Annotated in this window: 25 protein-coding genes; 24 read left to right on the top strand and 1 reads right to left on the bottom strand. The window is 43.1% G+C overall.

The window, feature by feature from the left end:
- Window positions 1-236 precede the first annotated feature (236 nt).
- From ndk to LQ216_RS08765, 17 genes are all read left to right on the top strand, one after another.
- A complete protein-coding gene (gene ndk / locus LQ216_RS08845; protein ID WP_230128939.1) occupies window positions 237-683 on the top strand; it encodes a nucleoside-diphosphate kinase in 447 nt (148 codons plus the stop codon).
- 152 nt (window positions 684-835) lie between these two features.
- Window positions 836-1627 carry a protein-glutamate O-methyltransferase CheR gene (locus tag LQ216_RS08840; RefSeq protein ID WP_230128938.1) on the top strand — a complete coding sequence of 264 codons (792 nt, stop codon included), beginning with the start codon at window positions 836-838 and terminating at the stop codon, window positions 1625-1627.
- A 150-nt stretch (window positions 1628-1777) separates the two neighbouring features.
- Window positions 1778-2950 (top strand): chorismate synthase, encoded by a 1173-nt coding sequence (gene aroC / locus LQ216_RS08835; RefSeq protein ID WP_230128937.1) that lies wholly within the window; start codon window positions 1778-1780, stop codon window positions 2948-2950.
- A gap of 6 nt (window positions 2951-2956) precedes the next feature.
- On the top strand, window positions 2957-4045 hold the full coding sequence (gene aroB, locus LQ216_RS08830; RefSeq protein ID WP_230128936.1) for a 3-dehydroquinate synthase: 1089 nt from the start codon (window positions 2957-2959) through the stop codon (window positions 4043-4045).
- Window positions 4046-4060: 15 nt separating this feature from the next.
- Window positions 4061-4423: a chorismate mutase gene (gene aroH, locus LQ216_RS08825; RefSeq protein WP_230128935.1), complete on the top strand. Its 363-nt coding sequence runs from the start codon at window positions 4061-4063 to the stop codon at window positions 4421-4423.
- A 121-nt stretch (window positions 4424-4544) separates the two neighbouring features.
- The gene (gene hisC / locus LQ216_RS08820; RefSeq protein ID WP_230128934.1) at window positions 4545-5651 is read left to right on the top strand and encodes a histidinol-phosphate transaminase; all 1107 of its coding nucleotides are present in this window, start codon (window positions 4545-4547) and stop codon (window positions 5649-5651) included.
- Window positions 5652-5680: 29 nt separating this feature from the next.
- Entirely contained in the window at window positions 5681-6787 is a 1107-nt protein-coding gene (locus LQ216_RS08815; protein ID WP_230128933.1) for a prephenate dehydrogenase, read from the top strand.
- Window positions 6788-6817: 30 nt separating this feature from the next.
- Window positions 6818-8104 (top strand): 3-phosphoshikimate 1-carboxyvinyltransferase, encoded by a 1287-nt coding sequence (gene aroA, locus LQ216_RS08810; RefSeq protein ID WP_230128932.1) that lies wholly within the window; start codon window positions 6818-6820, stop codon window positions 8102-8104.
- 440 nt (window positions 8105-8544) lie between these two features.
- The gene (locus tag LQ216_RS08805; RefSeq protein WP_230128931.1) at window positions 8545-9816 is read left to right on the top strand and encodes a tetratricopeptide repeat protein; all 1272 of its coding nucleotides are present in this window, start codon (window positions 8545-8547) and stop codon (window positions 9814-9816) included.
- 43 nt (window positions 9817-9859) lie between these two features.
- Window positions 9860-10411: a ReoY family proteolytic degradation factor gene (locus LQ216_RS08800; RefSeq protein WP_230129114.1), complete on the top strand. Its 552-nt coding sequence runs from the start codon at window positions 9860-9862 to the stop codon at window positions 10409-10411.
- 161 nt (window positions 10412-10572) lie between these two features.
- Complete coding sequence (locus LQ216_RS08795) at window positions 10573-11028, top strand: YpiF family protein (RefSeq protein WP_230128930.1); 456 nt, start codon at window positions 10573-10575, stop codon at window positions 11026-11028.
- 165 nt (window positions 11029-11193) lie between these two features.
- Window positions 11194-11700 (top strand): ubiquinol-cytochrome c reductase iron-sulfur subunit, encoded by a 507-nt coding sequence (locus LQ216_RS08790; RefSeq protein WP_230128929.1) that lies wholly within the window; start codon window positions 11194-11196, stop codon window positions 11698-11700.
- Window positions 11701-11703: 3 nt separating this feature from the next.
- Window positions 11704-12378, top strand: coding sequence for a menaquinol-cytochrome c reductase cytochrome b subunit (gene qcrB, locus LQ216_RS08785; RefSeq protein ID WP_230128928.1), 675 nt, complete (start codon window positions 11704-11706; stop codon window positions 12376-12378).
- A gap of 54 nt (window positions 12379-12432) precedes the next feature.
- Window positions 12433-13209 (top strand): menaquinol-cytochrome c reductase cytochrome b/c subunit, encoded by a 777-nt coding sequence (locus LQ216_RS08780; RefSeq protein WP_230128927.1) that lies wholly within the window; start codon window positions 12433-12435, stop codon window positions 13207-13209.
- A 238-nt stretch (window positions 13210-13447) separates the two neighbouring features.
- Complete coding sequence (locus LQ216_RS08775; RefSeq protein ID WP_230128926.1) at window positions 13448-14038, top strand: DUF1405 domain-containing protein; 591 nt, start codon at window positions 13448-13450, stop codon at window positions 14036-14038.
- Window positions 14039-14227: 189 nt separating this feature from the next.
- On the top strand, window positions 14228-15013 hold the full coding sequence (ypjB, locus tag LQ216_RS08770; RefSeq protein ID WP_230128925.1) for a sporulation protein YpjB: 786 nt from the start codon (window positions 14228-14230) through the stop codon (window positions 15011-15013).
- Between the two features lie 56 nt (window positions 15014-15069).
- Window positions 15070-15747, top strand: a complete 678-nt coding sequence (locus tag LQ216_RS08765; RefSeq protein ID WP_230128924.1) for a zinc metallopeptidase — start codon at window positions 15070-15072, stop codon at window positions 15745-15747.
- Between the two features lie 59 nt (window positions 15748-15806).
- On the opposite strand, the gene LQ216_RS08760 is transcribed toward LQ216_RS08765, so the two are convergent.
- On the bottom strand, window positions 15807-16679 hold the full coding sequence (locus tag LQ216_RS08760; RefSeq protein WP_230128923.1) for a YitT family protein: 873 nt from the start codon (window positions 16677-16679) through the stop codon (window positions 15807-15809).
- Between the two features lie 168 nt (window positions 16680-16847).
- Here LQ216_RS08760 and LQ216_RS08755 point away from each other — a divergent pair, with 168 nt between their 5' ends.
- Genes LQ216_RS08755 through LQ216_RS08725 form a run of 7 tightly spaced genes read left to right on the top strand, consistent with a single transcriptional unit; the run spans window position 16848 to window position 22459 of the window.
- Window positions 16848-17213, top strand: a complete 366-nt coding sequence (locus tag LQ216_RS08755; RefSeq protein ID WP_230129113.1) for a nucleotide pyrophosphohydrolase — start codon at window positions 16848-16850, stop codon at window positions 17211-17213.
- Window positions 17200-18000, top strand: a complete 801-nt coding sequence (gene dapB, locus LQ216_RS08750; protein WP_230128922.1) for a 4-hydroxy-tetrahydrodipicolinate reductase — start codon at window positions 17200-17202, stop codon at window positions 17998-18000. Before LQ216_RS08755 ends, dapB begins: the two co-directional genes overlap by 14 nt.
- A gap of 12 nt (window positions 18001-18012) precedes the next feature.
- Entirely contained in the window at window positions 18013-18432 is a 420-nt protein-coding gene (gene mgsA, locus LQ216_RS08745) for a methylglyoxal synthase (protein WP_230128921.1), read from the top strand.
- The gene (gene bshB1, locus LQ216_RS08740; protein ID WP_230128920.1) at window positions 18422-19135 is read left to right on the top strand and encodes a bacillithiol biosynthesis deacetylase BshB1; all 714 of its coding nucleotides are present in this window, start codon (window positions 18422-18424) and stop codon (window positions 19133-19135) included. The genes mgsA and bshB1 overlap by 11 nt, the downstream gene beginning before the upstream one ends.
- A gap of 2 nt (window positions 19136-19137) precedes the next feature.
- On the top strand, window positions 19138-20274 hold the full coding sequence (gene bshA, locus LQ216_RS08735; protein ID WP_230128919.1) for an N-acetyl-alpha-D-glucosaminyl L-malate synthase BshA: 1137 nt from the start codon (window positions 19138-19140) through the stop codon (window positions 20272-20274).
- Between the two features lie 23 nt (window positions 20275-20297).
- Window positions 20298-21494 (top strand): CCA tRNA nucleotidyltransferase, encoded by a 1197-nt coding sequence (locus LQ216_RS08730; protein WP_230128918.1) that lies wholly within the window; start codon window positions 20298-20300, stop codon window positions 21492-21494.
- Window positions 21479-22459, top strand: coding sequence for a biotin--[acetyl-CoA-carboxylase] ligase (locus LQ216_RS08725; protein ID WP_230128917.1), 981 nt, complete (start codon window positions 21479-21481; stop codon window positions 22457-22459). The genes LQ216_RS08730 and LQ216_RS08725 overlap by 16 nt, the downstream gene beginning before the upstream one ends.
- Window positions 22460-22992 lie beyond the last annotated feature (533 nt).

Here is a 22992-nt window from a genome sequence, read left to right as displayed (position 1 = left end):
TGTCTAGCTATGTCGCGATTGACGTGGTGATCTTAGTGGCCAGCGCTCAGCTAGTTTTCATCTTCGAGTATCTCCGTAGACTATCTTGTGTAAAACATAAGGACGTGCCGACGTTCTTTAATCAAGGGTACTTTCACTTTTCTTTAAGGTTGCGGAATTTTCAAAACAATGATACTATTTTTGAGGATTGCTTTTAATGAGGCAAAAATATTCATACATAGTAGGAGTGGACACGCATGGAAAAAACATTTCTGATGGTTAAACCAGATGGTGTGCAACGCAACCTTATCGGGGAAATTGTTTCACGCTTTGAAAAGAAAGGCTTCCGCTTAGCCGGGGCAAAATTGATGGCGGTTACAAAGGAACTGGCTGAACAGCATTACGGCGAGCATAAAGAGCGGCCGTTTTTCGGGGAGCTTGTTGATTTCATCACATCCGGACCTGTATTCGCGATGGTTTGGGAAGGTGAGAATGTAATCGGCACCTCACGTCTAATGATGGGTGCAACGAATCCTAAGGACGCTGCTTCTGCTACAATCCGTGGTGACTTCGCTGTAACTGTCGGCAAAAACATCATCCATGGTTCGGATTCTCCGGAAAGCGCAGAACGTGAAATCGGTCTATTCTTCAAAGATGAAGAGCTTGTAAACTACTCAAAATTGATCGGTGAATGGGTATATTAATCCTTCCACATTCAATGAACCTGCTTCGCTATCAGCGAAGCTTTTTATTTTTTTAAAAAACTTAATAATTGTTCCCTAAAGTGTAAAATTATTCTGCTTCTATTCCGATATACGTAGTATGAAGTGGAAATAATTTGCGGGGGAGACGTGTTATGCATCAAGAGTACAACGAATTCATTATCCAAGTTAAAAAATTAACGGGAATCGACTTATTGCTTTACAAAGAAGCACAGATGAAACGCAGGCTGATATCGTTATATGAAAAAAAAGGCTACGCTTCATTCCACGAATATTACAAAGCGATTGAAAAGGATAACAACGTCCTGAATGAATTTTTGGACAGAATGACGATCAATGTGTCTGAATTTTACCGGAATGCAAAGAGATGGGAAGTGCTAGAGAAAAAAATCTTTCCAAGATTGCTAGAGTCTTCGCGAAAATTGAAAATATGGAGTGCAGCGTGCTCAACCGGTGAGGAACCATACACAATCGCCATGGTGCTCTCAAACTTTGTGCCTCTATCCCAGATTGAAGTGCAGGCTACGGACATTGACGAAAATGTACTGGCCCGGGCCAAGTTGGGGCTTTATCCGGAACGCTCCCTTACTGAGGTTCCTGCCGACATTAAAGCTAAATATTTCTCGAAAGATGGGGACTTCTATAAGGTTGCCGATGAAATTAAAAGGACCGTCACCTTCAAAAAACATAATTTGCTGGCTGAACCGTTTGACTCCCAATTTGATTTAATCGTTTGCCGCAATGTGATGATTTATTTTACGGAAGAAGCGAAAATCATTCTATACAATAAATTCAGCGCTTCACTTAAAAACGAGGGAGTTTTCTTTGTTGGAAGCACGGAACAAATCTTTAACCCGTCTCAGTTTCAATTAGATACGGAAGATACGTTTTTCTATAAAAAGCAAGCGATAAAAATTCTTTCATAGTGTCACGTAAAAGACTGAAGGGCTCACTCGTGAGCATCAGTCTTTTTTTTATGGAACTCAAGTAAGTATGTCATTCCTGTTCCCACTTTTCTTAAAATTATGGTATATTGATACATAAATCCTTTAAAGGGCTAAAAGGGGGAAGCGAATATGAGATATTTAACGGCTGGGGAATCACACGGACCACAGTTGACAACCATTATTGAAGGGCTGCCTGCTGGAATGCCGATTGCTCAGGAAGATATAAACAATGAACTTGCGCGCAGGCAAAAAGGTCATGGTCGCGGCAGAAGAATGCAAATTGAAAAAGACCAGGCCTTTATCGCTTCTGGGATCAGGCACGGTTATACATTAGGATCGCCGGTCGCTCTTGTGGTAGAAAATAAGGACTGGTCGCATTGGACGAAAATTATGGGCAGCGAGCCCCTCGATGATACGGAAGCAGAAGAAGTGAAAAGGAAGATCACCCGCCCGAGACCAGGACATGCCGATTTAAACGGTGGAATTAAATATGGCCACCGGGATTTAAGAAATGTCCTTGAGCGGTCTTCGGCAAGGGAAACGACGGTACGTGTAGCTGCGGGAGCCGTCGCGAAGAAGCTATTGTCATTGCTTGGAGTTGAAGTAGCTTCCCAAGTGATCGAAATAGGCGGAATCAAGGCAAATCCGCCAGCATATACATCCATCAGCGAGCTTCAGGAACGTACGGAAGCATCTCCGGTCCGTTGCTTTGACAGCAATGCTGAACAAGCGATGATGGATGCCATTGATGAAGCCAAGAAAAACGGCGACTCCATTGGCGGAATTGTGGAAGTAATCGTCGAAGGAATGCCTGTTGGTGTTGGCAGCTATGTTCATTATGACCGTAAACTTGATGCCAAGCTTGCCGCTGCTATCGTCAGCATCAATGCGTTTAAGGGCGTTGAAATTGGAATTGGTTTCGAAGCGGCCCATCTTCCAGGCAGTGAGGTTCATGATGAAATCATTTGGGAAGAAGGAGCAGGCTACTCCAGAAAAACAAACCGCCTGGGTGGTCTGGAAGGCGGCATGACGACTGGTATGCCAATTGTTGTGCGAGGTGTGATGAAGCCGATCCCGACCTTGTACAAGCCGCTGCAAAGTGTAGATATTGATACGAAAGAAGTGTTTGCCGCAAGCATCGAGCGTTCAGATAGCTGTGCAGTACCGGCCGCAGCGGTTGTCGCTGAAGCGGTTGTAGCCTGGGAGCTGGCATCCGCGCTCATCGATCAATTTCCATCCGACCGTTTTGAAAAGCTAACGGAGGCTATTGCAGCCCATAAGGATGAGGCAAAGGAGTTTTAATCTGCTATGGAAACCGTCGACATTAAAACACCATCAAAGTCTTATCCCGTATTTATCGGACACAATGCCACCGAGTCACTGCCTGACTTTATTAAAAAACAAGATCGCGAAATTGGTAAGATCATGATAATTACAGATGAAAAAGTAGCGACCCTTCATTTGGATACAGTTAAACAGCTGCTTGCGCTGACAAATATCCAGATCTGTGAATACATAGTTCCTGAAGGTGAGCACGCAAAAACCTTTGAAGTATTTTACCAATGTCAAAGCTTTGCCTTGTCGCAGAATTTAAATCGGAAATCGATGATTGTTGCGCTCGGCGGCGGCGCAGTTGGGGATGTGGCTGGCTTTGTGGCCGCCACTTTCATGAGGGGCATTCCATTCATTCAAGTCCCGACAACATTGCTTGCACATGACAGCGCGGTCGGTGGGAAGGTCGCCATCAATCATCCGCAGGGCAAGAATATGATTGGTGTTTTTCATCAGCCGGAAGCGGTATTTTTTGATTTATCCTTTTTAAAGACCCTGCCTGCTAAGGAGCTGCGTTCCGGGTTCGCGGAGGTTGTAAAAGAAGCCCTCATCCAGGATAAAGAATTTTACAAATGGCTAGTAGCTTCTGTGGATAATTTGAATGAGCTGACAGAAGATAAGCTTTTGTATATGGTTAAACGGGGAATCGAAATCAAGGCAGCGATCGTTGCCGAAGATGAGAAAGAAACAGGGGTCCGGGCGTATTTAAATCTCGGTCATACCCTTGGCCATGCGATTGAGGGATTGCGTGGATATGGAAAAATTTTACACGGTGAAGCGGTCATGATTGGAACGATTTTTGCCATACATTTGAGCCAGAAGAAATTAAACCTGGATTTCGATCTAGAGAAATTCATAGACTGGGTCGGGTCTCTTGGCTATGAAACCGTCGTTAGTGAGGAATGCAGTAAAACAGACTTGCTTGCTTTCATGAAACGAGATAAAAAGACGGTCAGAGAAGTGGTCACATTTGTCCTGCTTCAAATGGTGGGCCAGCCTAAACTCGTAAATATTCAAGACAGTGAAATTCTTGAAAATCTTTCTATCATGTACAGACATAAGTAAATGGAGGGGAACACTATGATTAGAGGAGTCAGGGGTGCAACAACTGTCGATAGGGATAATGAGCAGGACATTATTGATGCAACGGAGAAACTGCTCAGGGTAATGATTGCGGAAAATCAGATTGATCCGGATAAAGTCGCTTCGGTCTTTATTTCCGTTACAGACGATCTGAGTTCTGCCTTTCCTGCTAAAGCACTTCGTAAGATCGAAGAGTGGACTTATGTACCTGTCATGTGCATGCAGGAAATTCCTGTACCAAATTCGTTGAAATCCTGTATAAGAATCATGCTGCACCTTAATACCGAAAAAGCACAACACGATATATCCCATGTATACCAGGAAAAAGCAGTCGCATTACGCCCCGATTTAAAACAATAAAGATGGCAGGATAATTTTTGAAAAAAATTGCGATAACCAACCTGCCCGCATAAAGGGTGTGCTATACTATCTTTATACTCTGCCACTTTAAAGCGTTGAATTTATAATAGAGGTGATCATTATGAAATGGAAAAGTGCTGTTCTGTCTTTAAAACCTTACCAGCCTGGAAGATCGATTCAAGAAGTGAAAAAACAATATGGACTTGAAAACATTACGAAGCTTGCTTCCAATGAAAATCCTTTCGGCTGTTCAGCAAATGTTAAAGAAAAGATTCGCGATTTTAATGAGTTTGCGATTTATCCGGATGGTTATGCATCATCGTTAAGGAAGGCCGTTTCCAGTCATTTAGGGGTGAAGGAAACGGAGCTTATCTTTGGCAACGGATCTGATGAGATCATCCAGATAATCTCCCGCAGCCTGTTATATCCGAAACGAAATACGGTAATGGCGACCCCGACCTTTCCGCAATACCGCCATAATGCAGTAATCGAAGGAGCGGAAATAAGAGAAGTGGCGCTCGTGAATGGAGCCCATGATTTGCCGGAGATGCTTAAGCAAATTGACGAAGACACAGCTGTTGTCTGGCTATGCACACCAAACAACCCGACAGGCCTCTATATTACCGCAGAAGAAATGAGTGATTTCTTAACTCAGGTTCCAGAGGACGTGTTAGTCGTTATTGATGAGGCGTATTTTGAATATGTCGAGGCTGAAAATTTTCCAAATAGTCTACAGCTTATCGAAGCCTATAAAAATCTTATTGTGTTAAGGACGTTTTCTAAAATCTATGGACTTGCTAGTTTACGTGTTGGTTACGGGGTGGCAAACGAGGAAATTATCAAGAAGCTCGAACCGGCACGCGAACCGTTTAATACGAATACTTTGGCACAGCTTGCTGCAACGGCCGCTATTGTTGACCAGGAATTCGTAACAAAGTGCAAGCAGGAAAACCGGAAAGGGCTTCAACAATATTACCGTTTTTGTGACGAAGAGAAACTGAGTTATTATCCATCTCAAGGTAATTTCATTTTGATTGATTTTAACGCTGATGCTGATGAAGTGTTCCAATTTTTGCTGGAAAGAGGCTATATCGTCCGATCTGGAAAAGCACTTGGTTTCCCGACATCTGTCAGGATAACGGTTGGATCCTCAGAACAAAACAACGGAATCATTACAATCATGAGGGAATACCTTGCTTCTAAAAACCGTGAAGGTGTGGAAATGTAATATTCCCTAAGAAATTGAGGGTGTGTACAATGAAGGGTAACGTATTTATCATCGGTCTCGGTCTAATTGGCGGATCAGTGGGCCTTGCTATCAAAGATCACCATCGGGATGCTACGATAATCGGTTATGATGTGAATAAAAAAAATGTCCAGTTATCTAAATTGCTCGGCATCATTGACGATGATTCCGAATCCATAGAAGAAGGTGCTACGGGCGCCGATCTGATTATTATTTCCGTTCCGGTCGTCGAGACGGAAAAGGTTCTTCATACCCTTTCATCTATAAGTCTTAAGCAAGATGTCATTATTTCGGATGTTGGAAGCACCAAGAAGAAAATTGTCGATACAGCTACATGTCTGACCGACAAAGGGATATGCTTCATCGGGGGACATCCGATGGCTGGTTCTCACAAAAGCGGTCCGGGTGCCGCAAAAGCGCGGCTTTTTGAAAATGCTTTTTACTTATTGACGCCAAATGAGGAAACCGATCAAGAACAGACTGAAATACTTATGTCTTGGCTTGAAGGGACTCGGGCAAACTTCCTGGTTGTTAAGCCAGAAGAACACGACAGGTTAACGGGAGTCATTAGTCATTTTCCGCATATCATCGCTGCCGGTCTCGTCCGACAGGCTAAAAATTATAGCGCGGAAAACGGTCTTGTTTCCCGTCTTGCAGCAGGAGGGTTTCGGGACATTACGAGAATCGCTTCAAGCAGTCCGGTCATGTGGCGGGATATTTTAATCCAAAACAAAACGGTGCTTCTTTCTCTCATGGAGGATTGGCAGATCGAAATGGAACGGGTCAAGTCGGCGCTTCACCTAGCTGACGACGAAGCCATTCATGACTTTTTTAAAGACGCCAAGGAATTCCGTGATGAGTTGCCGGTGCACGCCAAAGGGGCGATACCGGCATTCTACGATTTGTATATTGACGTACCAGATTATCCGGGGATCATCTCCGAAATTACCGGTTATTTCGCTCAGGAAAGCATCAGTATTACGAATATCAGAATCATGGAAACAAGGGAAGAGGAAATTTACGGAGTGTTGGTAGTAAGCTTTCAGACGGACCATGATAGAATAAAAGCCGAAGAATGCATTAAGCATCACACAAACTATGAAACATTTATCGCATAAGAAGTTATATTTTATCCAAAGGATGATTTTATGGAAAACCTTACTTTGCAGACAAATGTCAAGTCGCTGAACGGCACGATTTCAATACCGGGGGATAAATCCGTTTCCCACAGGTCGATTATGTTCGGGGCTCTTGCCATCGGTGAAACGACCATCAGCAACTTTCTTGCTGGAGCGGATTGCTTAAGTACGATCGCTTGTTTTAGGAAGCTTGGTGTCAAGATTGAAGAAGAAGGATCGCTGATTCGTATATTCGGCAAAGGCTTTAATGGGCTCACGCAACCTGATGAAGCGCTCGATGTCGGCAATTCAGGGACGACGATCCGCCTGATGCTCGGTATTCTGGCCGGCCGTTCGATTACAGTAACGCTCGCCGGTGATAGTTCGATTGCCAAACGTCCGATGACAAGAGTTGTGAATCCACTGAGGCAAATGGGCGCGGTAATTGACGGTGAAAATAATGGCGAATTCACTCCGATTACAAGTCGCGGCGGAAAATTACAGGGAATTACTTATGAACTTCCGATGGCAAGTGCTCAGGTGAAATCAGCTGTTTTGCTTGCCGGCCTTCAGGCTGAAGGAGAAACGGTTATCATTGAGCCATCCAAAACAAGAGATCATACCGAAAGAATGATTGCTCAATTTGGCGGTCAAATTGAAAAGAACGGAAATAAGATAAAGGTAAAAGGAAACCAATCCTTTAAAGCAACACACATTGATGTGCCGGGGGATATCTCTTCAGCAGCTTTTTTTATGGTTGCGGCAGCCATCACGAAAGGCAGTGAAGTGAAGTTGCTGAATGTAGGCTTAAATCCTACGAGATCCGGCATAATCGATGCGATGCAGCAAATGGGCGCTGATATCGAAGTCGAAATGATCAAAACGGATGGAGAACCGTCTGGACACATTACCGTCCGTTCATCGAGCTTACAGGGAATTGAGATATCCGGGGAGCTTATCCCGCGCCTGATTGATGAATTACCAGTAATCGCCTTGCTTGCTACCCAGGCAGAAGGGGATACAGTCATTAAGGATGCCGCAGAATTGAAGGTCAAAGAAACGAACCGCATCGATACGGTTGCAAAAGAACTTTCAGCCCTCGGCGCGGATATTACACCGACGGAAGACGGATTAATTATCAGGGGGGGCGCTAACCTTCATGGCGGCACGGTTTCAAGCCACGGAGATCATCGCATTGGCATGATGCTTGCGATCGCAGGCTTGATTGCGCAGGGAGAAATGAACTTGGAGGACCCTTCGGCGATAGAAGTGTCCTATCCGCACTTTTTTGAACATCTTTCAAAGTTAATAGGTTAATGCCGGGGGATTCATTCCCCGGTTTTTTTATTCTATAATGGAACCTTTCCTTCATAAAGTTCATAAAAATTTCATAACCTTTATTAAGACAAGTTACATGATTGTTTGTACATGCTTTCCGGGTTCACAGTTAATCCTCAATATGGACAACCCTAAAATTTGGATTTTAAAACAAAAAATTGGCATTCATTCACAAAGAGGATATTTGCATGCCAATGGAGAATTAAGCTATAACTCAGTAGCGATAAAGAAAACTCGCCGATTGGTAAGCCTTTTAAGGAGAAGACAGAGACGTAGTTGCCGAAAGGAAAGTCACAAACTCTAATAATGGAATTGTTGCTTTTGATTATGATAAACTAATTGTCACTCACTGTTCAAATAGGGAGTTTTCGTTTCAAATTGTAACTTTTAAAGTTTTATCTCAAGGGAAGGTAAAGACAATGAATATAGTAGAGAAAACCGTACAACTCTTAAAAAAAGGCGAATTTGAAGAAGCTAGAATCCATGTTGAACGCGTAACTGCATCAGAATCCACCGAAGACATGCTTGAGCTTGCTGAAGAAATGCTGCAGCTCGGATTTATAGACGAAGCTAAGAATCTGTATCAGCAATTATTACGCTTATACCCGGGTGTTGGCGAATTGATCTTGTCACTGGCAGAAATTTTGATTGATAATGATCAGGAAGATGAAGCATTTCTGTTGCTCGAGCAAATTGGTCAGGATGATGAAGTGTATCCGAGCGCGCTTCTTCTTGAAGCTGATTTATATCAAATGCAGGGAATGGATGAAGTTAGTGAGCAAAAGCTGCTGAAAGCGAGCACCCTGCTTCCTAAAGAGCCTTTAATCGATTTCGCACTGGGAGAGCTGTATTACCAGCAGGGAAGAGACAATGACGCCATTACTCATTATCTGAAGGTTCTGGCCACAGAGACTGAAATCGCCGGTGTCAATTTGAATCAGCGGGTGGCAGAGGCTTTAAGCGGCTCGGGCAGGTTTGAAGAAGCCCTGGCTTATTTTCAAAAGGCAATAGATGAGAAACTTGAAATCAACACATTGTTCGAATATGGGTTTACTGCGTACCAAGCAGGTCTTTATGAGACAGCCGTTGATAAATTTAAAGAATTAAAAGAGCTTGATCGTGAATATAACTCCTTATATTTATATCTTGCGAAGGCTTATGAGCATCTTGAGGATCTAGAGAGCTCGTTAAGTACTGTAAAAGAGGGGATCAGGGTCGATGAATTTAATAAGGAGCTTTATTTTTATGGCGGAAAGGTCGCACTAAAAAAGGACGAACCCCGCGCGGCGGAGGAATTGTTCAGAGAAGCGCTCGCGATAGATCCTGGCTATTTAGAAGCCGCATTGACATTATTAAAGCTGCTGATGCAGGAAGAACGTTTTGAGGATGTGCTCGACTGCATCGAAGAGGTCAAGAAATATGGGGAAGAAGATCCGCAGTTTGACTGGATCTCTGCTGTAGGTTATCAAAAATTAGAACAATATGATAAGGCATTAAATTACTATCATAAAGCATATAATTCTTTTAAGAACAACGAAGAATTTTTAGAAGACTACGGATTCTTTTTAATGGAAGAAGGAGACCGACCCAAGGCTAGAGAAATATTTAATAAGCTTGTTTTGAAAAATCCATCAAATGACGAGTACATGATGATTTTAGAACGTCTGACAGATGACAAGGATCACTTGTAGATGCCCCAAAGGGACAATATTAATACAGAGGAGGGAACTCATGGTGGCAGCCCCTGTATCTGTGAATGAAAAGAAAGATTTTATTCGCTGGTTTTTGAACCATTATCAACTTAAACGTAGAGAGTGTGTCTGGATTTTGAACTATCTGATGAGCCATGACCAACTCATGAAGAAGGTTCACTTCGTAGAAAACGCACAATATTGCCCCCGAGGGCTCGTTATGTCAACACATTGTGTTGACGAAGCGCCATTCCGGTTTTATAAGTCCAACATCATGACGACAGATGCCGAAAAGTCCTTTCACGATATCAGATTGAATCGCGAGGAGGAAATTTATATCCAGCTTAACTTTAAGTCCGCTTATTCTTCTTATCAATACGCTGCGGTGTTGGAAACGAACCCGTTCATGCCAAAAAGCAGAACAATCAATGAGAGGGATAAGATTGTCGCTGAACAATTTTTAGAAAAAACGATCCTTTCATTCCAGCGGGAAAAAGTGTTAGCGCAGATTGACGATGCTTTAGATCGGCATGATGAAGCGGCATTCCTGGAATTTTCAGCGCAGCTAAGCAAATTAGGCAAACCAAATAAATAATCACAACAATTTTTCTTAAAGCCTTGCCCAAACGGGAAGGTTTTTATTTTTGATTTTATCAGCAGTAAAACCGATTATAATTGGCAAAGATACTATAATCTGAAGAAAAATGTTAATATAGTAAGGAATTTGATTCAACAAGTTTTTAGGAGGTATTTAGCTTGAGATGGACACCAAAGGATATTGATACATTTGAAGAGGCGCGTGAATATATTGACACAGTACTCATTCCGCTTGTGCCTGTTTCAATTGAAAAGGGAATGAAACAATCCGCGTCCATGTATGATTTTATCAACATGTTAACCGCCGCTATTGAAAATCAATTTAAAGGGCGGATCATGCTCCTGCCTTCATTGACATACTTGACCAGTCTTAGTATGGACAAAAGAATGGATCAGGTTAAAGCCTGGATGGCTGAAGTAGACAGTTTTAAAAATATCTGCTTTATCACTTCAGACAATGAGTGGAAAGCGCTTGAACAAGAGCTCGAAGGATCATTGATCTGGATGCCATCCATCCCGCTTGAACATTTAGACGATAACCAGATAAGGGCTATGATCAATGATCAGGCGCGTCAGGTGTTTGATTTGTTTACCCGGAAATGGAATGAATCATAATCTGTTTGTTTGAAATTTTTAAAATTAATACTCTTTAACGGACTTTTATGTTTATCAGGTTGTTGACCTTGGCGAATTATTGATATATCATTGTAATGTCCTAGTTTTATAGTGTTACTATCATGGTCCTTTGGACTTAAGTTTAGTGATAGAGGGGGGAAATGCATGAGTAAGCATAATGTTTCTAGACGTCAATTCCTTAGTTATACACTTACCGGAATAGGTGGGTTCATGGCAGCAGGCATGTTGATGCCGATGGTCAGATTTGCTGTTGACCCTGTATTGAAAGCAGGCGCGGATAGCGATTTTATCGCCACTAACCAAAAGGTGTCTGAATTGACAACCGAACCAAAGCGTGTCGACTTTTCATATGAGCAGGTGGATGCGTGGTACACGTCCGAAATAACCAATACCGCTTGGGTGTACAAGGGTGATAATGGCGAAATCGTAGCTTTATCACCGGTTTGTAAGCACTTGGGGTGTACGGTCGACTGGAATACGGACAAGTCAAATCCCAACCAGTTTTTCTGCCCTTGTCACTATGGCAGATATACAAAAGACGGTATGAACGTAGAGGGAACACCGCCTATATCACCTTTGGATGTTTATGATTTTAGAGAAAAAGACGGAATTCTTTATTTAGGTCAAGTAAAACCGCATAAGGGGGCGTAATAATTGTTAAACAAGATTTATGACTGGGTTGACGAGCGGTTAGACATTACGCCATTATGGCGGGATATTGCTGACCATGAGGTTCCAGAACATGTAAACCCGGCGCATCACTTTTCCGCGTTTGTGTATTGCTTCGGCGGGTTGACATTTTTCATTACGGTCATCCAAATCCTTTCAGGTATGTTCTTAACGATGTACTACGTGCCTGATATTACAAATGCCTGGCAATCAGTATTCTATTTGCAAAATGAAGTTGCTTTCGGACAAATTGTCCGCGGAATGCACCATTGGGGAGCAAGCTTGGTAATCGTTATGATGTTTTTACATACTCTTCGAGTGTTTTTCCAGGGTGCCTATAAAAAACCTCGTGAACTTAACTGGATTGTTGGAGTTTTAATTTTCTTTGTTATGTTAGGCCTAGGGTTCACTGGTTACTTATTGCCATGGGATATGAAAGCGCTATTCGCGACAAAAGTAGGCTTGCAAATTGCTGAATCTGTTCCATTCATTGGTACGGCTATTAAAACATTGCTTGCCGGGGATCCGACGATTATCGGGGCGCAAACGCTGACACGCTTTTTCGCGATTCACGTGTTTTTCCTGCCAGCAGCGCTTCTTGGTTTAATGGCGGCTCACTTCTTAATGATTCGCAAACAGGGTATTTCTGGCCCACTGTAAAAAAACAAATTCATTTGAAATTAATAACCTTTTCATAAAGGAGGGGATGGTTCGATGCTTCGTGGAAAAGGAATGAAGTTCGTTGGAGACTCGCGTATTCCAACGGCTGAACATCGTAAACCGAATATTCCTAAGGATTACTCGGAATATCCAGGGAAAACGGAAGCGTTTTGGCCGAATTTCCTGTTAAAGGAATGGATGGTTGGAGCAGTTTTCCTGATTGGTTATTTATGCTTGACAGTTGCTCACCCGTCTCCATTGGAGAGAATTGCTGATCCGACTGATTCAGCATATATTCCACTGCCTGACTGGTATTTCTTATTTCTTTATCAATTATTGAAATATACTTATGCATCCGGTCCTTATAATGTAATTGGAGCCCTGGTCATTCCTGGTCTCGCTTTCGGGGCATTAATGCTTGCTCCGTTTATCGACAGAGGTCCGGAACGACGTCCCGCTAAACGTCCGTTTGCGGTTGGATTCATGCTTCTGGCAGTTGCGTCGGTTATTTTCCTTACTTGGCAATCCGTCTCTACCCATGACTGGGAAGCGGCTAAGAAACAAGGTCAAATCGTTGCTGAAAGCTCGGTTGATAAGGAAAGTGACGGCTATGCTATATATGAAGCAAATGGTTGTATAAGCTGCCATGGCGCTGAACTCACCGGCGGCGCTTCAGCACCCACACTAGTAGATACCGGCCTTAAGCCTGAAGAAATTGCGGAAATCGCAAAAGAGGGTAGAGGCGATATGCCGGCTGGCATGTTCAAAGGTACTGACGAAGAATTAGAGGTATTGGCTAAATTTATCTCAGAAGCAAAAACAAAAGAATAAAGTATGAAAAACTGACGGAATCTTTTCTGTCAGTTTTTTTGTAATTATAGAAAGTACCTTTGAAAGATGTTCAGCTATGTATGACCTACAGGACGTGACTTGCGCCAGGTTCGCCACACCGATGTAACAGGGGCGTTGCGCTTTTCTTACATGAGAAAAACTTGGATTCAACGGAAAATGAAGGTAGAATGGGTGTATCGTAATTAATGCTTGATTGTGTACAGAAAGAGGGAAGAGAATGAACATCGTTTATGGAGTTCTTGCTAATAAAGCGACGATACTTTTACTTTTCGTCATCAATATAGTCGGTACGATATACGGATACTATTGGTATGGGTATCAATTAGAGGAAACGCCTGGCATCTTTTTGCCTTTTGTTCCTGATAGCCCGACCGCCAGTTTATTTTTTGTGTTTGTCCTGCTTGCTTTTTTATTGAAAACGAATTGGGGACTGTTTGAGGCACTGGCGATTGTGACGCTTTTTAAATATGGAATCTGGGCTGTTGTGATGAACCTATTAACGCTGTATACGACAGGATATTTGCCGTGGGAAGGCTTTATGCTTATGGCTTCACATCTAGGAATGGCGATCCAGGGAATCTTATATTCCCCGTTCTTCCGGATAAAAGTGTGGCACCTGATTATAGCGGCAATCTGGACCGTTCATAACGATATTATTGATTATGTATTCGATATGATGCCTAGGTACAGTGACCTCATGCAATATAATGACCGGATTGGCTATTTTACTTTTTGGTTAAGCATCCTTTCCATTTTTATCGGCTATTATTTTGGCATCAGAAAGAACCGGCACACCCTATCACTATAAGTGGGACGACAACTCTGTCTCTTCCTAAAAGGCTCGCCAATGGGACTTGCCCAGGACGAATACATAAAGATGTGGCAGGTTTTAGTCGATGTTCATTACTACTAGGGCGTTTGCACATTTTTTGAAAATAAGGTCTACTCTGAAATCCTCTCTCATATGGTGTAGTAGAGGAATGAGGAGGGACAAGGTATGATAAAAAAAATCCTGTTGCTGGTTTTCGTACTTTTTGCGGCTTCTTTTTCTAATGTTCATGCAGAATCCTCTTCTAGTTTAATACAATTAGATGAAATTTCTGATGAAGCGCTGCAGCTGACCAAGCTGAAGAGATATGAAGATACAGAAAAAATGCTGACTTATTTTTCAGAACGGTTTTTAAAGGTCACGGCGAAGGAAGAGATTTTTAGTATGGACGAACTTCGGATTATAACCGTGGCCCATAATCAGGCGCTGCAGGCCGTAAACAACAATGAAGCCTCCGTTGTGGAGAAAAATAATGCTGTGACTAAATTCCGGCTGGTGGTTGATGCCATTAAGTCGACACATCAGCCATTATGGACGGCCATGGAAGATCAGATGATGGTTACGTTCAGTCAGACAAGAGCTGCTGTAGAGAAACAGAACCCAGAGGAATTTCATGTACAGCTCAATACGCTGCTATCACAATATGACATGATTTATCCAAGCTTAAAGGTGGATCTCGCACCAGAAAAGATTCAAAAGCTGGATAGCCGCCTGCAATATATCAATCAAAATAGCACCCAGGTTTTTTCTGAGAAGGAAAGCCAAAATGAATTGGATGCACTGCAGCAGGATTTAAAATCTATTTTTGATGAGATGAACGAAGATGAAGCAGATCCTTCTCTTTGGTGGGTCATTATCTCTACAGGGAGCATCATTATTTTAACATTATCCTACGTTGGTTGGAGAAAATATAAAGGCGGCAAGGAAAAAACAATGAAAGAACACAATGATTGACACCTCCCTTCTGAAAACATAAAATTAAGATAAGACTATACAACTAGGAGGAAGACATGTATATTATCTACTTCGCGATTATCATTCTCATTCCGATATATGCCCAAATGAAGGTAAGGAGGGCATATAAGAAATATTCTCAAGTCCCGTCCTCAACAGGGATGACCGGTGCGCAGGTAGCAAGGCAGATTCTAGACGAAAACGGGTTATACAATGTTACAGTCGAAGAGACGCCTGGTGTTTTAAGCGATCATTATGATCCCCGTTCAAAAACAGTCAGATTGTCGTCAGGCAACTATCACGGCCATTCATTGGCTGGGACGGCCGTAGCCTCTCATGAGGTTGGACATGCCATCCAGGACCAGCAGGATTATGCTTTCCTTCGCCTCCGCCATACGTTAGTACCAGTGGCGAGTTTGGGATCCAACTTTTCTTGGATTTTGATCATGATTGGGATATTTGCCAACTTATCAGGGATGTTGCTGTTAGGTATCATTTTTATGGCAGCTGCCGTAGTGTTTCAAATTGTCACTTTGCCTGTTGAATTTAACGCTTCCTCAAGAGCGATGGATCAGGTTGTTTCTTTGGGAATTATCAGAAATGATGAAGAAAAAGAAACGAAAAAAGTTCTTGATGCCGCAGCGTTAACGTATGTTGCCGCAGCCGCTGTCGCCGTTCTTGAATTAGTGAGACTGGTTCTGATGTACACAGGAATGACTCGCAGTGAAGACTAATTAGCACGAAAAAACCAACTTCGGTAGTTAGCCGAAGTTGGTTTTTTATTTTCCGCTTTTTATCGTTCAATGGGATTTTTGTTTTCATCAAGTGTAAATCCTTCTCCCAAAACATCATGTACGATGCTGACAGATACGAAGGCGTGTGGATCTACGGAAGTGATTACGTTTTTGAGCCGGACAATTTCGTTCCTGCCTACGACGCAATAAAGCACTTCTCTTTCCGTTTTTGAAAAAGAGCCATATCCCCTTAGTACTGTGACGCCCCGGTCCATCTGCTTCATGATTTTTTCCGAGATTTCCGTATTTTTATCGGAAATAATCATCGCTCCTCTTGCCGAATAAGCACCTTCCTGCATAAAATCAATCACTCTTGCCCCAATGAAGACAGCTACGATCGTGTACATTGCTTCCCGGTGATCAAGATAGGTCAGGATCGAAAGTGCAATGACTACCGCATCGAATAAAAACATGGTTCTTCCCATGCTCCAGCCGGTATAGCGGAAAGCCAGTCTGGCAATGATATCGACACCGCCTGTCGTGCCGCCGTATCGAAACGTAATTCCGAGACCGATGCCGACACAAGCCCCTGCAAATAGGGCGGCGAGCATCAAATCGTCGTGAAGAGGTATATCAAATTGATATCGTTTGAAAATCCATAGCCATACGGAAAGGCTGACGGTTCCAATTATCGTATAAAAGAAGGCAGTCCTGCCAAGGTATTTCCAGCCGAGAAAGAAGAGAGGTATATTTAAAATTAGGTTTGAGTAGGAAGGGTTTATTCCGGCTAATTGGTAGATGATTAGTGTCAGTCCGGTAAATCCCCCTTCAGCAAGGTTATTTTGAATATTAAAATGAATCAGTCCAAAGCCGAAAATGGCGGAACCGAGCAAAATAAATAATATATTTTTTAACTTTAAGCCAGAAAACATGAAATCAGCTACCTCCCGTGCCATTTGAATTCCAATTCTTCGAATGAACACTATTATAAAGGAATAATCAGCCAGTAGCAATCCGGGCTGCGGCGGCGAAAATGTTTGTCAGAACCGAAAGTTTTCGCTAACATTAGAACAGGATATAGCAGAGAAAAAGGTGATCATTTGGAAAACAGGAAAACATTAAAAGAACTTCAGGCAGAAGTGGATCAATACATAAGCCAATTTAAAGAAGGATACTTCAGTCCGCTCGCTATGCTTGCCAGGCTTTCAGAAGAGTTGGGGGAACTGTCCCGGGAGGTTAACCATTCTTATGGTGAAAAGCCGAAAAAATCGACGGAAGATGAAAATACCGTGGAAGCAGAGCTTGCAGATATGCTATTTGTGATCATATGCTTTGCCAACTCTTTACATATTGATTTACAGTCTGCTCATGATGCGGTCATGAACAAATTCAATACACGTGACAAAGACAGATGGACACGAATCGGGAATCAAACAGAGGGGATCGATGACAGTGGAGAAAATTAAAATTATCATAGCCGGGCCAAGGGGAAGAATGGGCAGCGAAGCCGTTAAACTGGTTCACGAAACAGATGAATTTGAACTCGTAGCCGTCCTTGATCGCAAGCATGACGGGATGAATCTAAAAGATATCGAAGGCTTTCAAGGAATGGATGCACCCGTATTTTCCGATGCGGAGCAATGCTTTTCAAACGTTAATGCGGATGTGCTTATTGATTTAACGACACCCGAAACGGGAATGTTGCATACTGAACTGGCCTTAACTTCAGGTATCCGCCCTGTTGTCGGGACAACGGGATTTTCGAATGAGGATTTAGAACGGCTTGATAGGCTTACAAAGGAAACGGGGCGCGGTTGCATCATCGCGCCAAACTTTGCAATCGGCGCCATTTTAATGATGAAATTCTCACAAATGGCGGCAAAGTATTTCCCTGATGTCGAGATTATTGAACTGCATCATGATCAAAAATTGGATGCACCATCAGGTACAGCCGTTAAAACAGCTGAAATGATCAAGAACGTTAGACAACCGAAAGAACAGGGACATCATGCGGAGAAAGAAACGATAAAAGGTGCCCGCGGCGCCAATATTGAAGGCATGCATATACATAGTGTCAGGCTTCCGGGATTAATCGCGCATCAGCAGGTTATGTTCGGAGCCGATGGACAAATGCTTACGCTGCGTCATGATTCCTTTAACCGTGCCTCTTTTATGTCAGGGGTAAAACTGGCGGTTGAAACTGTGATGAACCTGGATAGCCTGGTATATGGTTTAGAGAATATCATCGAATAGGAGAGGATACGGTTGAAATTAGCTTTGATCGCCCATGATAAAAAAAAGGAAGATTTAATCAGGTTTGTGACTGCGTACAAAGATATTTTTGAACAGCATGAATTATATGCGACCGGGACTACCGGCAAGATGATTTCCGAGGAAGTATCCTTAGGCATACATCGATTCAAATCGGGTCCGCTTGGAGGAGACCAGGAAATTGGCGCGATGATTGCCAATAATCAAATGGACATGATTATTTTTTTCCGTGATCCGCTTACGGCTCAGCCGCATGAGCCGGATGTCACAGCCTTAATCAGGCTGTCAGATGTCTATAATGTACCGCTAGCAACCAATATGGGGACTGCAGAGGTATTGATTCACGGACTGAAGAATGGGTATATGTCATGGAGAGATATTGCCCGGGGACAAGGTAAGACGAATGGGAAATGATGTCGATATTCTGGCTTTTGGCGCGCATGCCGATGATGTTGAAATCGGAATGGGCGGGAGCCTCGCGAAATATGCTGCTCTAGGCAAGAAAATACTCATATGCGATCTGACAAAGGCGGAGCTGTCTTCGAACGGCACGGTCAAGAAACGTATTCAGGAAGCAAAGAGAGCGGCTGCGATTCTCGGTGTTGAAAGAATTTCACTTGACCTGCCTGATCGCGGATTATTTATGAACAAAGATGCGATTGATGAGATTGTTGCCATTATTAGGAGATACAGGCCCAAGCTCCTTTTCGCCCCTTATTATGAAGACCGCCATCCCGACCACGGTAATTGCATGCGCCTGGTAGAGGAAGCGGCCTTCTCAGCAGGCATAAGGAAATATAGAGAAGAAACCGGGCCGGGGGTGGAGGGGCCCCATAAGGCAAATCATTTATATCTGTATATGATAAATGGATTTCATAAGCCTGATTTTTTGATTGATATTTCCGAAACGATCAGTCAGAAGCTTGATAGCCTGCGAGCTTATGAAAGTCAGTTTCAAAAGGATGAAAACGCAGTGGAAACCCCGTTAGTAAACGGCTACATAGAAACGGTGGAAGCCAGGGAGCGATTGTTTGGCCACGGGGCAGGAGTCGCATATGCGGAAGGGTTTATTTCCAAAAAACCGCTCCTGCTCTCAGCTGACTTATTAGGAGATTAATTATGAAACTTAAAATTGGGATTACCTGTTATCCGACTGTAGGAGGCTCGGGAGTCGTAGCGACCGAGCTCGGAAAACTGCTTGCTGAAAAGGGACATGAAATTCATTTCATTTCTTCAAGCATGCCTTTTCGTCTAAACAAGATGTATCATAATATTTACTATCATCAAGTAGAAGTGAATTCTTACTCCGTCTTTCAATATCCGCCCTATGACCTTGCACTTGCGAGCAAAATGGCGGAAATAATCAAAAGGGAGAAACTCGATATCCTGCATGTGCATTATGCGATCCCGCATGCTGTATGCGCGATATTAGCGAAGCAAATGGCTGGAACCGATGTTAAGATCGTAACGACATTACATGGAACGGACATAACGGTTTTAGGTTACGATCCATCCTTGAAGGATTTGATTAAGTTCGGCATCGAAAAATCGGATGCTGTTTCAGCAGTTTCGGATGCATTGGTCACCCAAACGATGGAATTGATCGCCCCTGATAAGGATATTCACACCGTCTATAACTTTATTGATGAACGTGTCTATCAAAAAACGGATTCCCGTCATTTGCGTGAGCAATATGGCATCGCTGATTCGGAGAAGGTATGTATCCATGTCTCCAATTTCCGGGCTGTCAAACGGGTGAATGATGTCGTGCAGGCTTTTGATTTAATAAGAAAAAAAATCCCGGCCAAATTGCTATTGGTCGGAGATGGACCCGAAATGACGGTCGTTTGCAAACTGGTTAAGGATCTCAGCCTGGAAGACCATGTATTGTTTCTTGGCAAACAGGATAATCTGGAAGAATTATATTCAATCAGCGATTTGATTCTGCTGCTTTCTGAAAAAGAAAGCTTTGGCCTTGTTTTGCTCGAAGCAATGGCTTGCGGCGTTCCTGGCATCGGTACAAATGTCGGCGGAATTCCTGAAGTCATTGAGGATGGGAAGACAGGCTATATTTGTGAACTTGGCGATATTGAAGGCGTCGCCGAAAAAGCCGTTGAACTGCTGTCTGATCCTGAGCTGTATCAACGCGTATCCGAAGCGGCCGTGAGTAGGGTGCAAACCAAGTTCAGTTCCGATACCATCACTGCCAAATATGAAGCCATTTACCGTGAATTAGTGTCACAAAAAAATACATGATCAATAAAAGGAGGTTGTCCTCCATGAATCAGACATTTCTAAAAGCTGTACCCATCTTGACAAAAGTTGAAGAAGCGGGCTTTGAAGCTTACTTTGTCGGAGGCTCTGTCCGGGATTACCTTCTCGACAAAGAAATTAATGATGTGGATATCGCCACATCAGCGACTCCGTCGGAAATAAAATCCATTTTCCGAAAAACGGTCGATATCGGCATTGAACATGGTACCGTAATGGTCATTCAAGATGGAGAGGGATATGAGATAACCACCTTCAGGACGGAAACCGGCTACTCAGATTTCCGTAGGCCTGATACGGTCCAATTCATCCGGACGCTTGAGGAAGATTTAAAACGAAGAGACTTCACGATGAATGCGATCGCGATGAATAAAGACGGGGATTTGATTGATCCGTTTCATGGTAAAAAAGACATTGTTGAAAAACGGATCGTTACTGTCGGCAATCCTGATGAGCGATTTCGTGAGGATGCGCTCCGAATGATGCGGGCTATCCGTTTTGTCAGCCAGCTCACTTTTGAATTGGATGGACAAACGCTCGAATCACTGAAAAAAAACGGTTATCTGTTAGAAAATATTGCGGTTGAACGTATTTTCGGCGAGTTTGAAAAAATGTTAAAAGGCAAAGGCAGAAAAAAGGCTTTTGAACTGCTGAATGCAAGCGGCCTTTATACATATTTACCGGGGTTCTCCAGTCAAGGAAAAGCCTTGGAAGCACTTCAAGCCCTGCCGCTTCAGAAGACAGATGATCCGGTTGAATTATGGTCTTTGCTAATGATTCTCTGTCAGATCGATCATATCGAGTCTTTATTGAGAGCGTGGAAAATGCCTCTAAAACAGATAAGGGAAATTCAAAGTATAAGCCGACACGTAACAGCCGGCACGGATTTTACAAACGACAGATTGGCGCTTTTAACAACGGGAATGAAAGAAGCAGTAAAAGTGGTAAGGGTAATGGCGGTTCTTGAAAATAAAGACGAGCGTGAGTCTGAACGAAGGATTAGGGAAGCGGTTGAGAGGCTGCCAATTCATGATATGTCAGAACTTGCGGTCAATGGCAATGATCTTGTAACCTGGTATGGCAGGCGCCCGGGCTCCTGGATTAAGGAAGAATTACAGTTTATTCTAAAATCCATCCTTAACGGGGAAACAGTTAACCGACAAGAAGCGATAAAGGAGTGGCTTATGTTTTGCGATCGGATGTAAGAAGTAAACTCATTGAAGCATTTTCAAAAGCGGGCGGGGAATTTATCTCTGGCCAGGGTATCGCTGAATATATCGGCTGTTCCCGGACTGCGGTATGGAAGCATATCGAAGACTTGCGCAGTGAAGGATATGTACTGGAAGCAATCCGCAAGAAAGGCTACCGGATTGTCAGCAAGCCTGAAAAGGTGACCGCCGATGAAATCCATCTAGGCTTGAACACGAAAACTTTCGGAAAATCTGTCCATTATGAAGACTCAGTGGATTCCACTCAGAAAATCGCACACCGTTTAGCCGGAGATGGAGCTGTGGAAGGTACTCTCGTCGTAGCTGAAGAGCAGACATTTGGCAAAGGGAGACTTTCAAGAAGCTGGCATTCACCCAAATACTCAGGCATTTGGATGAGCTTGATCTTGAAACCGAATATTCCTTTTCAACAAGCGCCTCAGTTAACATTGCTTGCTGCCGTGGCAGTGGCTAAGGGAATCGAGGAAACAATCGATCTCATGCCAGGCATCAAATGGCCGAATGATATACTCATTCATGATAAAAAGGTGACCGGCATCCTGACTGAGCTTCAGGCAGAGGCAGACCGAATCCATTCAGTAATCATTGGTATTGGGATCAACGTAAACCAAACAATCGATGATTTTCCTGAAGAACTAAGGCAGAAAGCATCTTCCCTTTCTATAGAGTCAGGCGAGACGATTTCGCGAGCAAAGCTGATTCAGAACATTCTGGCGACCATGGAAAAACTCTATCAGCTTTATTTGGACAAAGGCTTTGCCCCGATAAAAATTCTGTGGGAAAGCTACGCCGTCTCTTTAGGGAAGGAAATTAAGGCATCCACCCTGACGGAAACGATTTTCGGGAAAGCGCTTGGCATAACCGACGACGGAGTGCTACTTCTTGAAGATGACAATGGAAAAATCCATAGCATCTATTCCGCGGATATAGAGTTGCCCTGACATGCCAGAAAATTTTCAGGTCCATATAAGTAGAACTAAAGAATTACACATTGATCAATAATATTGTTGATTTTTGGCACATTTGTGCTTTAACCTTTCAGCTATGCTGAAAGGCATGTGAAACCCCGGTTTCACATGAATGAGCCAAAAATATATGGGACAACAGCTTTAAATTCATAAACTAAACTTAATATAGTAAAGTATAGTGATAGCATTTTTAAAAGGAAATTGATATAATTTCATTGGGCAGTATCCTTGGAACTGCACCTGCTTGAACTTGAACCTGAAAATAAATTTCTGCCTTGATCCAGTATGCTGGACGGGGACGGAGGGATGAAACTTCTGGATGTTAACAAGAGGTTGACTTGGGTAGCGGTATGAACGGCCCTCCATGACGATATCGATGCAAGTTTTCTTGCTCATTATTGTTATTGCGGTGTTCGTTTATATCCTACTAGAGTCAGTCTCTTTTTTGAACAAACGAAGTAATCATGCGACAGCAGCTCAGGCGCTGGTGTTTCATCTCCTCTAAT

The sequence above is a fragment of the Bacillus sp. CECT 9360 genome, from assembly GCF_918741275.1.
Lineage (GTDB): Bacteria > Bacillota > Bacilli > Bacillales > DSM-1321 > Peribacillus.
The sequence above is the reverse complement of the archived record's forward strand: the minus strand, read 5'-3'. Positions and strand labels throughout refer to the sequence as shown.

Coding starts and splice junctions, on each gene's coding strand:
- ndk (WP_230128939.1), top strand. CDS start 237: ATGGAAAAAACATTTCTGATGGTTAAACCAGATGGTGTGCAACGCAAC.
- LQ216_RS08840 (WP_230128938.1), top strand. CDS start 836: ATGCATCAAGAGTACAACGAATTCATTATCCAAGTTAAAAAATTAACG.
- aroC (WP_230128937.1), top strand. CDS start 1,778: ATGAGATATTTAACGGCTGGGGAATCACACGGACCACAGTTGACAACC.
- aroB (WP_230128936.1), top strand. CDS start 2,957: ATGGAAACCGTCGACATTAAAACACCATCAAAGTCTTATCCCGTATTT.
- aroH (WP_230128935.1), top strand. CDS start 4,061: ATGATTAGAGGAGTCAGGGGTGCAACAACTGTCGATAGGGATAATGAG.
- hisC (WP_230128934.1), top strand. CDS start 4,545: ATGAAATGGAAAAGTGCTGTTCTGTCTTTAAAACCTTACCAGCCTGGA.
- LQ216_RS08815 (WP_230128933.1), top strand. CDS start 5,681: ATGAAGGGTAACGTATTTATCATCGGTCTCGGTCTAATTGGCGGATCA.
- aroA (WP_230128932.1), top strand. CDS start 6,818: ATGGAAAACCTTACTTTGCAGACAAATGTCAAGTCGCTGAACGGCACG.
- LQ216_RS08805 (WP_230128931.1), top strand. CDS start 8,545: ATGAATATAGTAGAGAAAACCGTACAACTCTTAAAAAAAGGCGAATTT.
- LQ216_RS08790 (WP_230128929.1), top strand. CDS start 11,194: ATGAGTAAGCATAATGTTTCTAGACGTCAATTCCTTAGTTATACACTT.
- LQ216_RS08780 (WP_230128927.1), top strand. CDS start 12,433: ATGCTTCGTGGAAAAGGAATGAAGTTCGTTGGAGACTCGCGTATTCCA.
- LQ216_RS08775 (WP_230128926.1), top strand. CDS start 13,448: ATGAACATCGTTTATGGAGTTCTTGCTAATAAAGCGACGATACTTTTA.
- ypjB (WP_230128925.1), top strand. CDS start 14,228: ATGATAAAAAAAATCCTGTTGCTGGTTTTCGTACTTTTTGCGGCTTCT.
- LQ216_RS08765 (WP_230128924.1), top strand. CDS start 15,070: ATGTATATTATCTACTTCGCGATTATCATTCTCATTCCGATATATGCC.
- LQ216_RS08760 (WP_230128923.1), bottom strand. CDS start 16,679: ATGTTTTCTGGCTTAAAGTTAAAAAATATATTATTTATTTTGCTCGGT.
- bshB1 (WP_230128920.1), top strand. CDS start 18,422: ATGGGAAATGATGTCGATATTCTGGCTTTTGGCGCGCATGCCGATGAT.
- bshA (WP_230128919.1), top strand. CDS start 19,138: ATGAAACTTAAAATTGGGATTACCTGTTATCCGACTGTAGGAGGCTCG.
- LQ216_RS08730 (WP_230128918.1), top strand. CDS start 20,298: ATGAATCAGACATTTCTAAAAGCTGTACCCATCTTGACAAAAGTTGAA.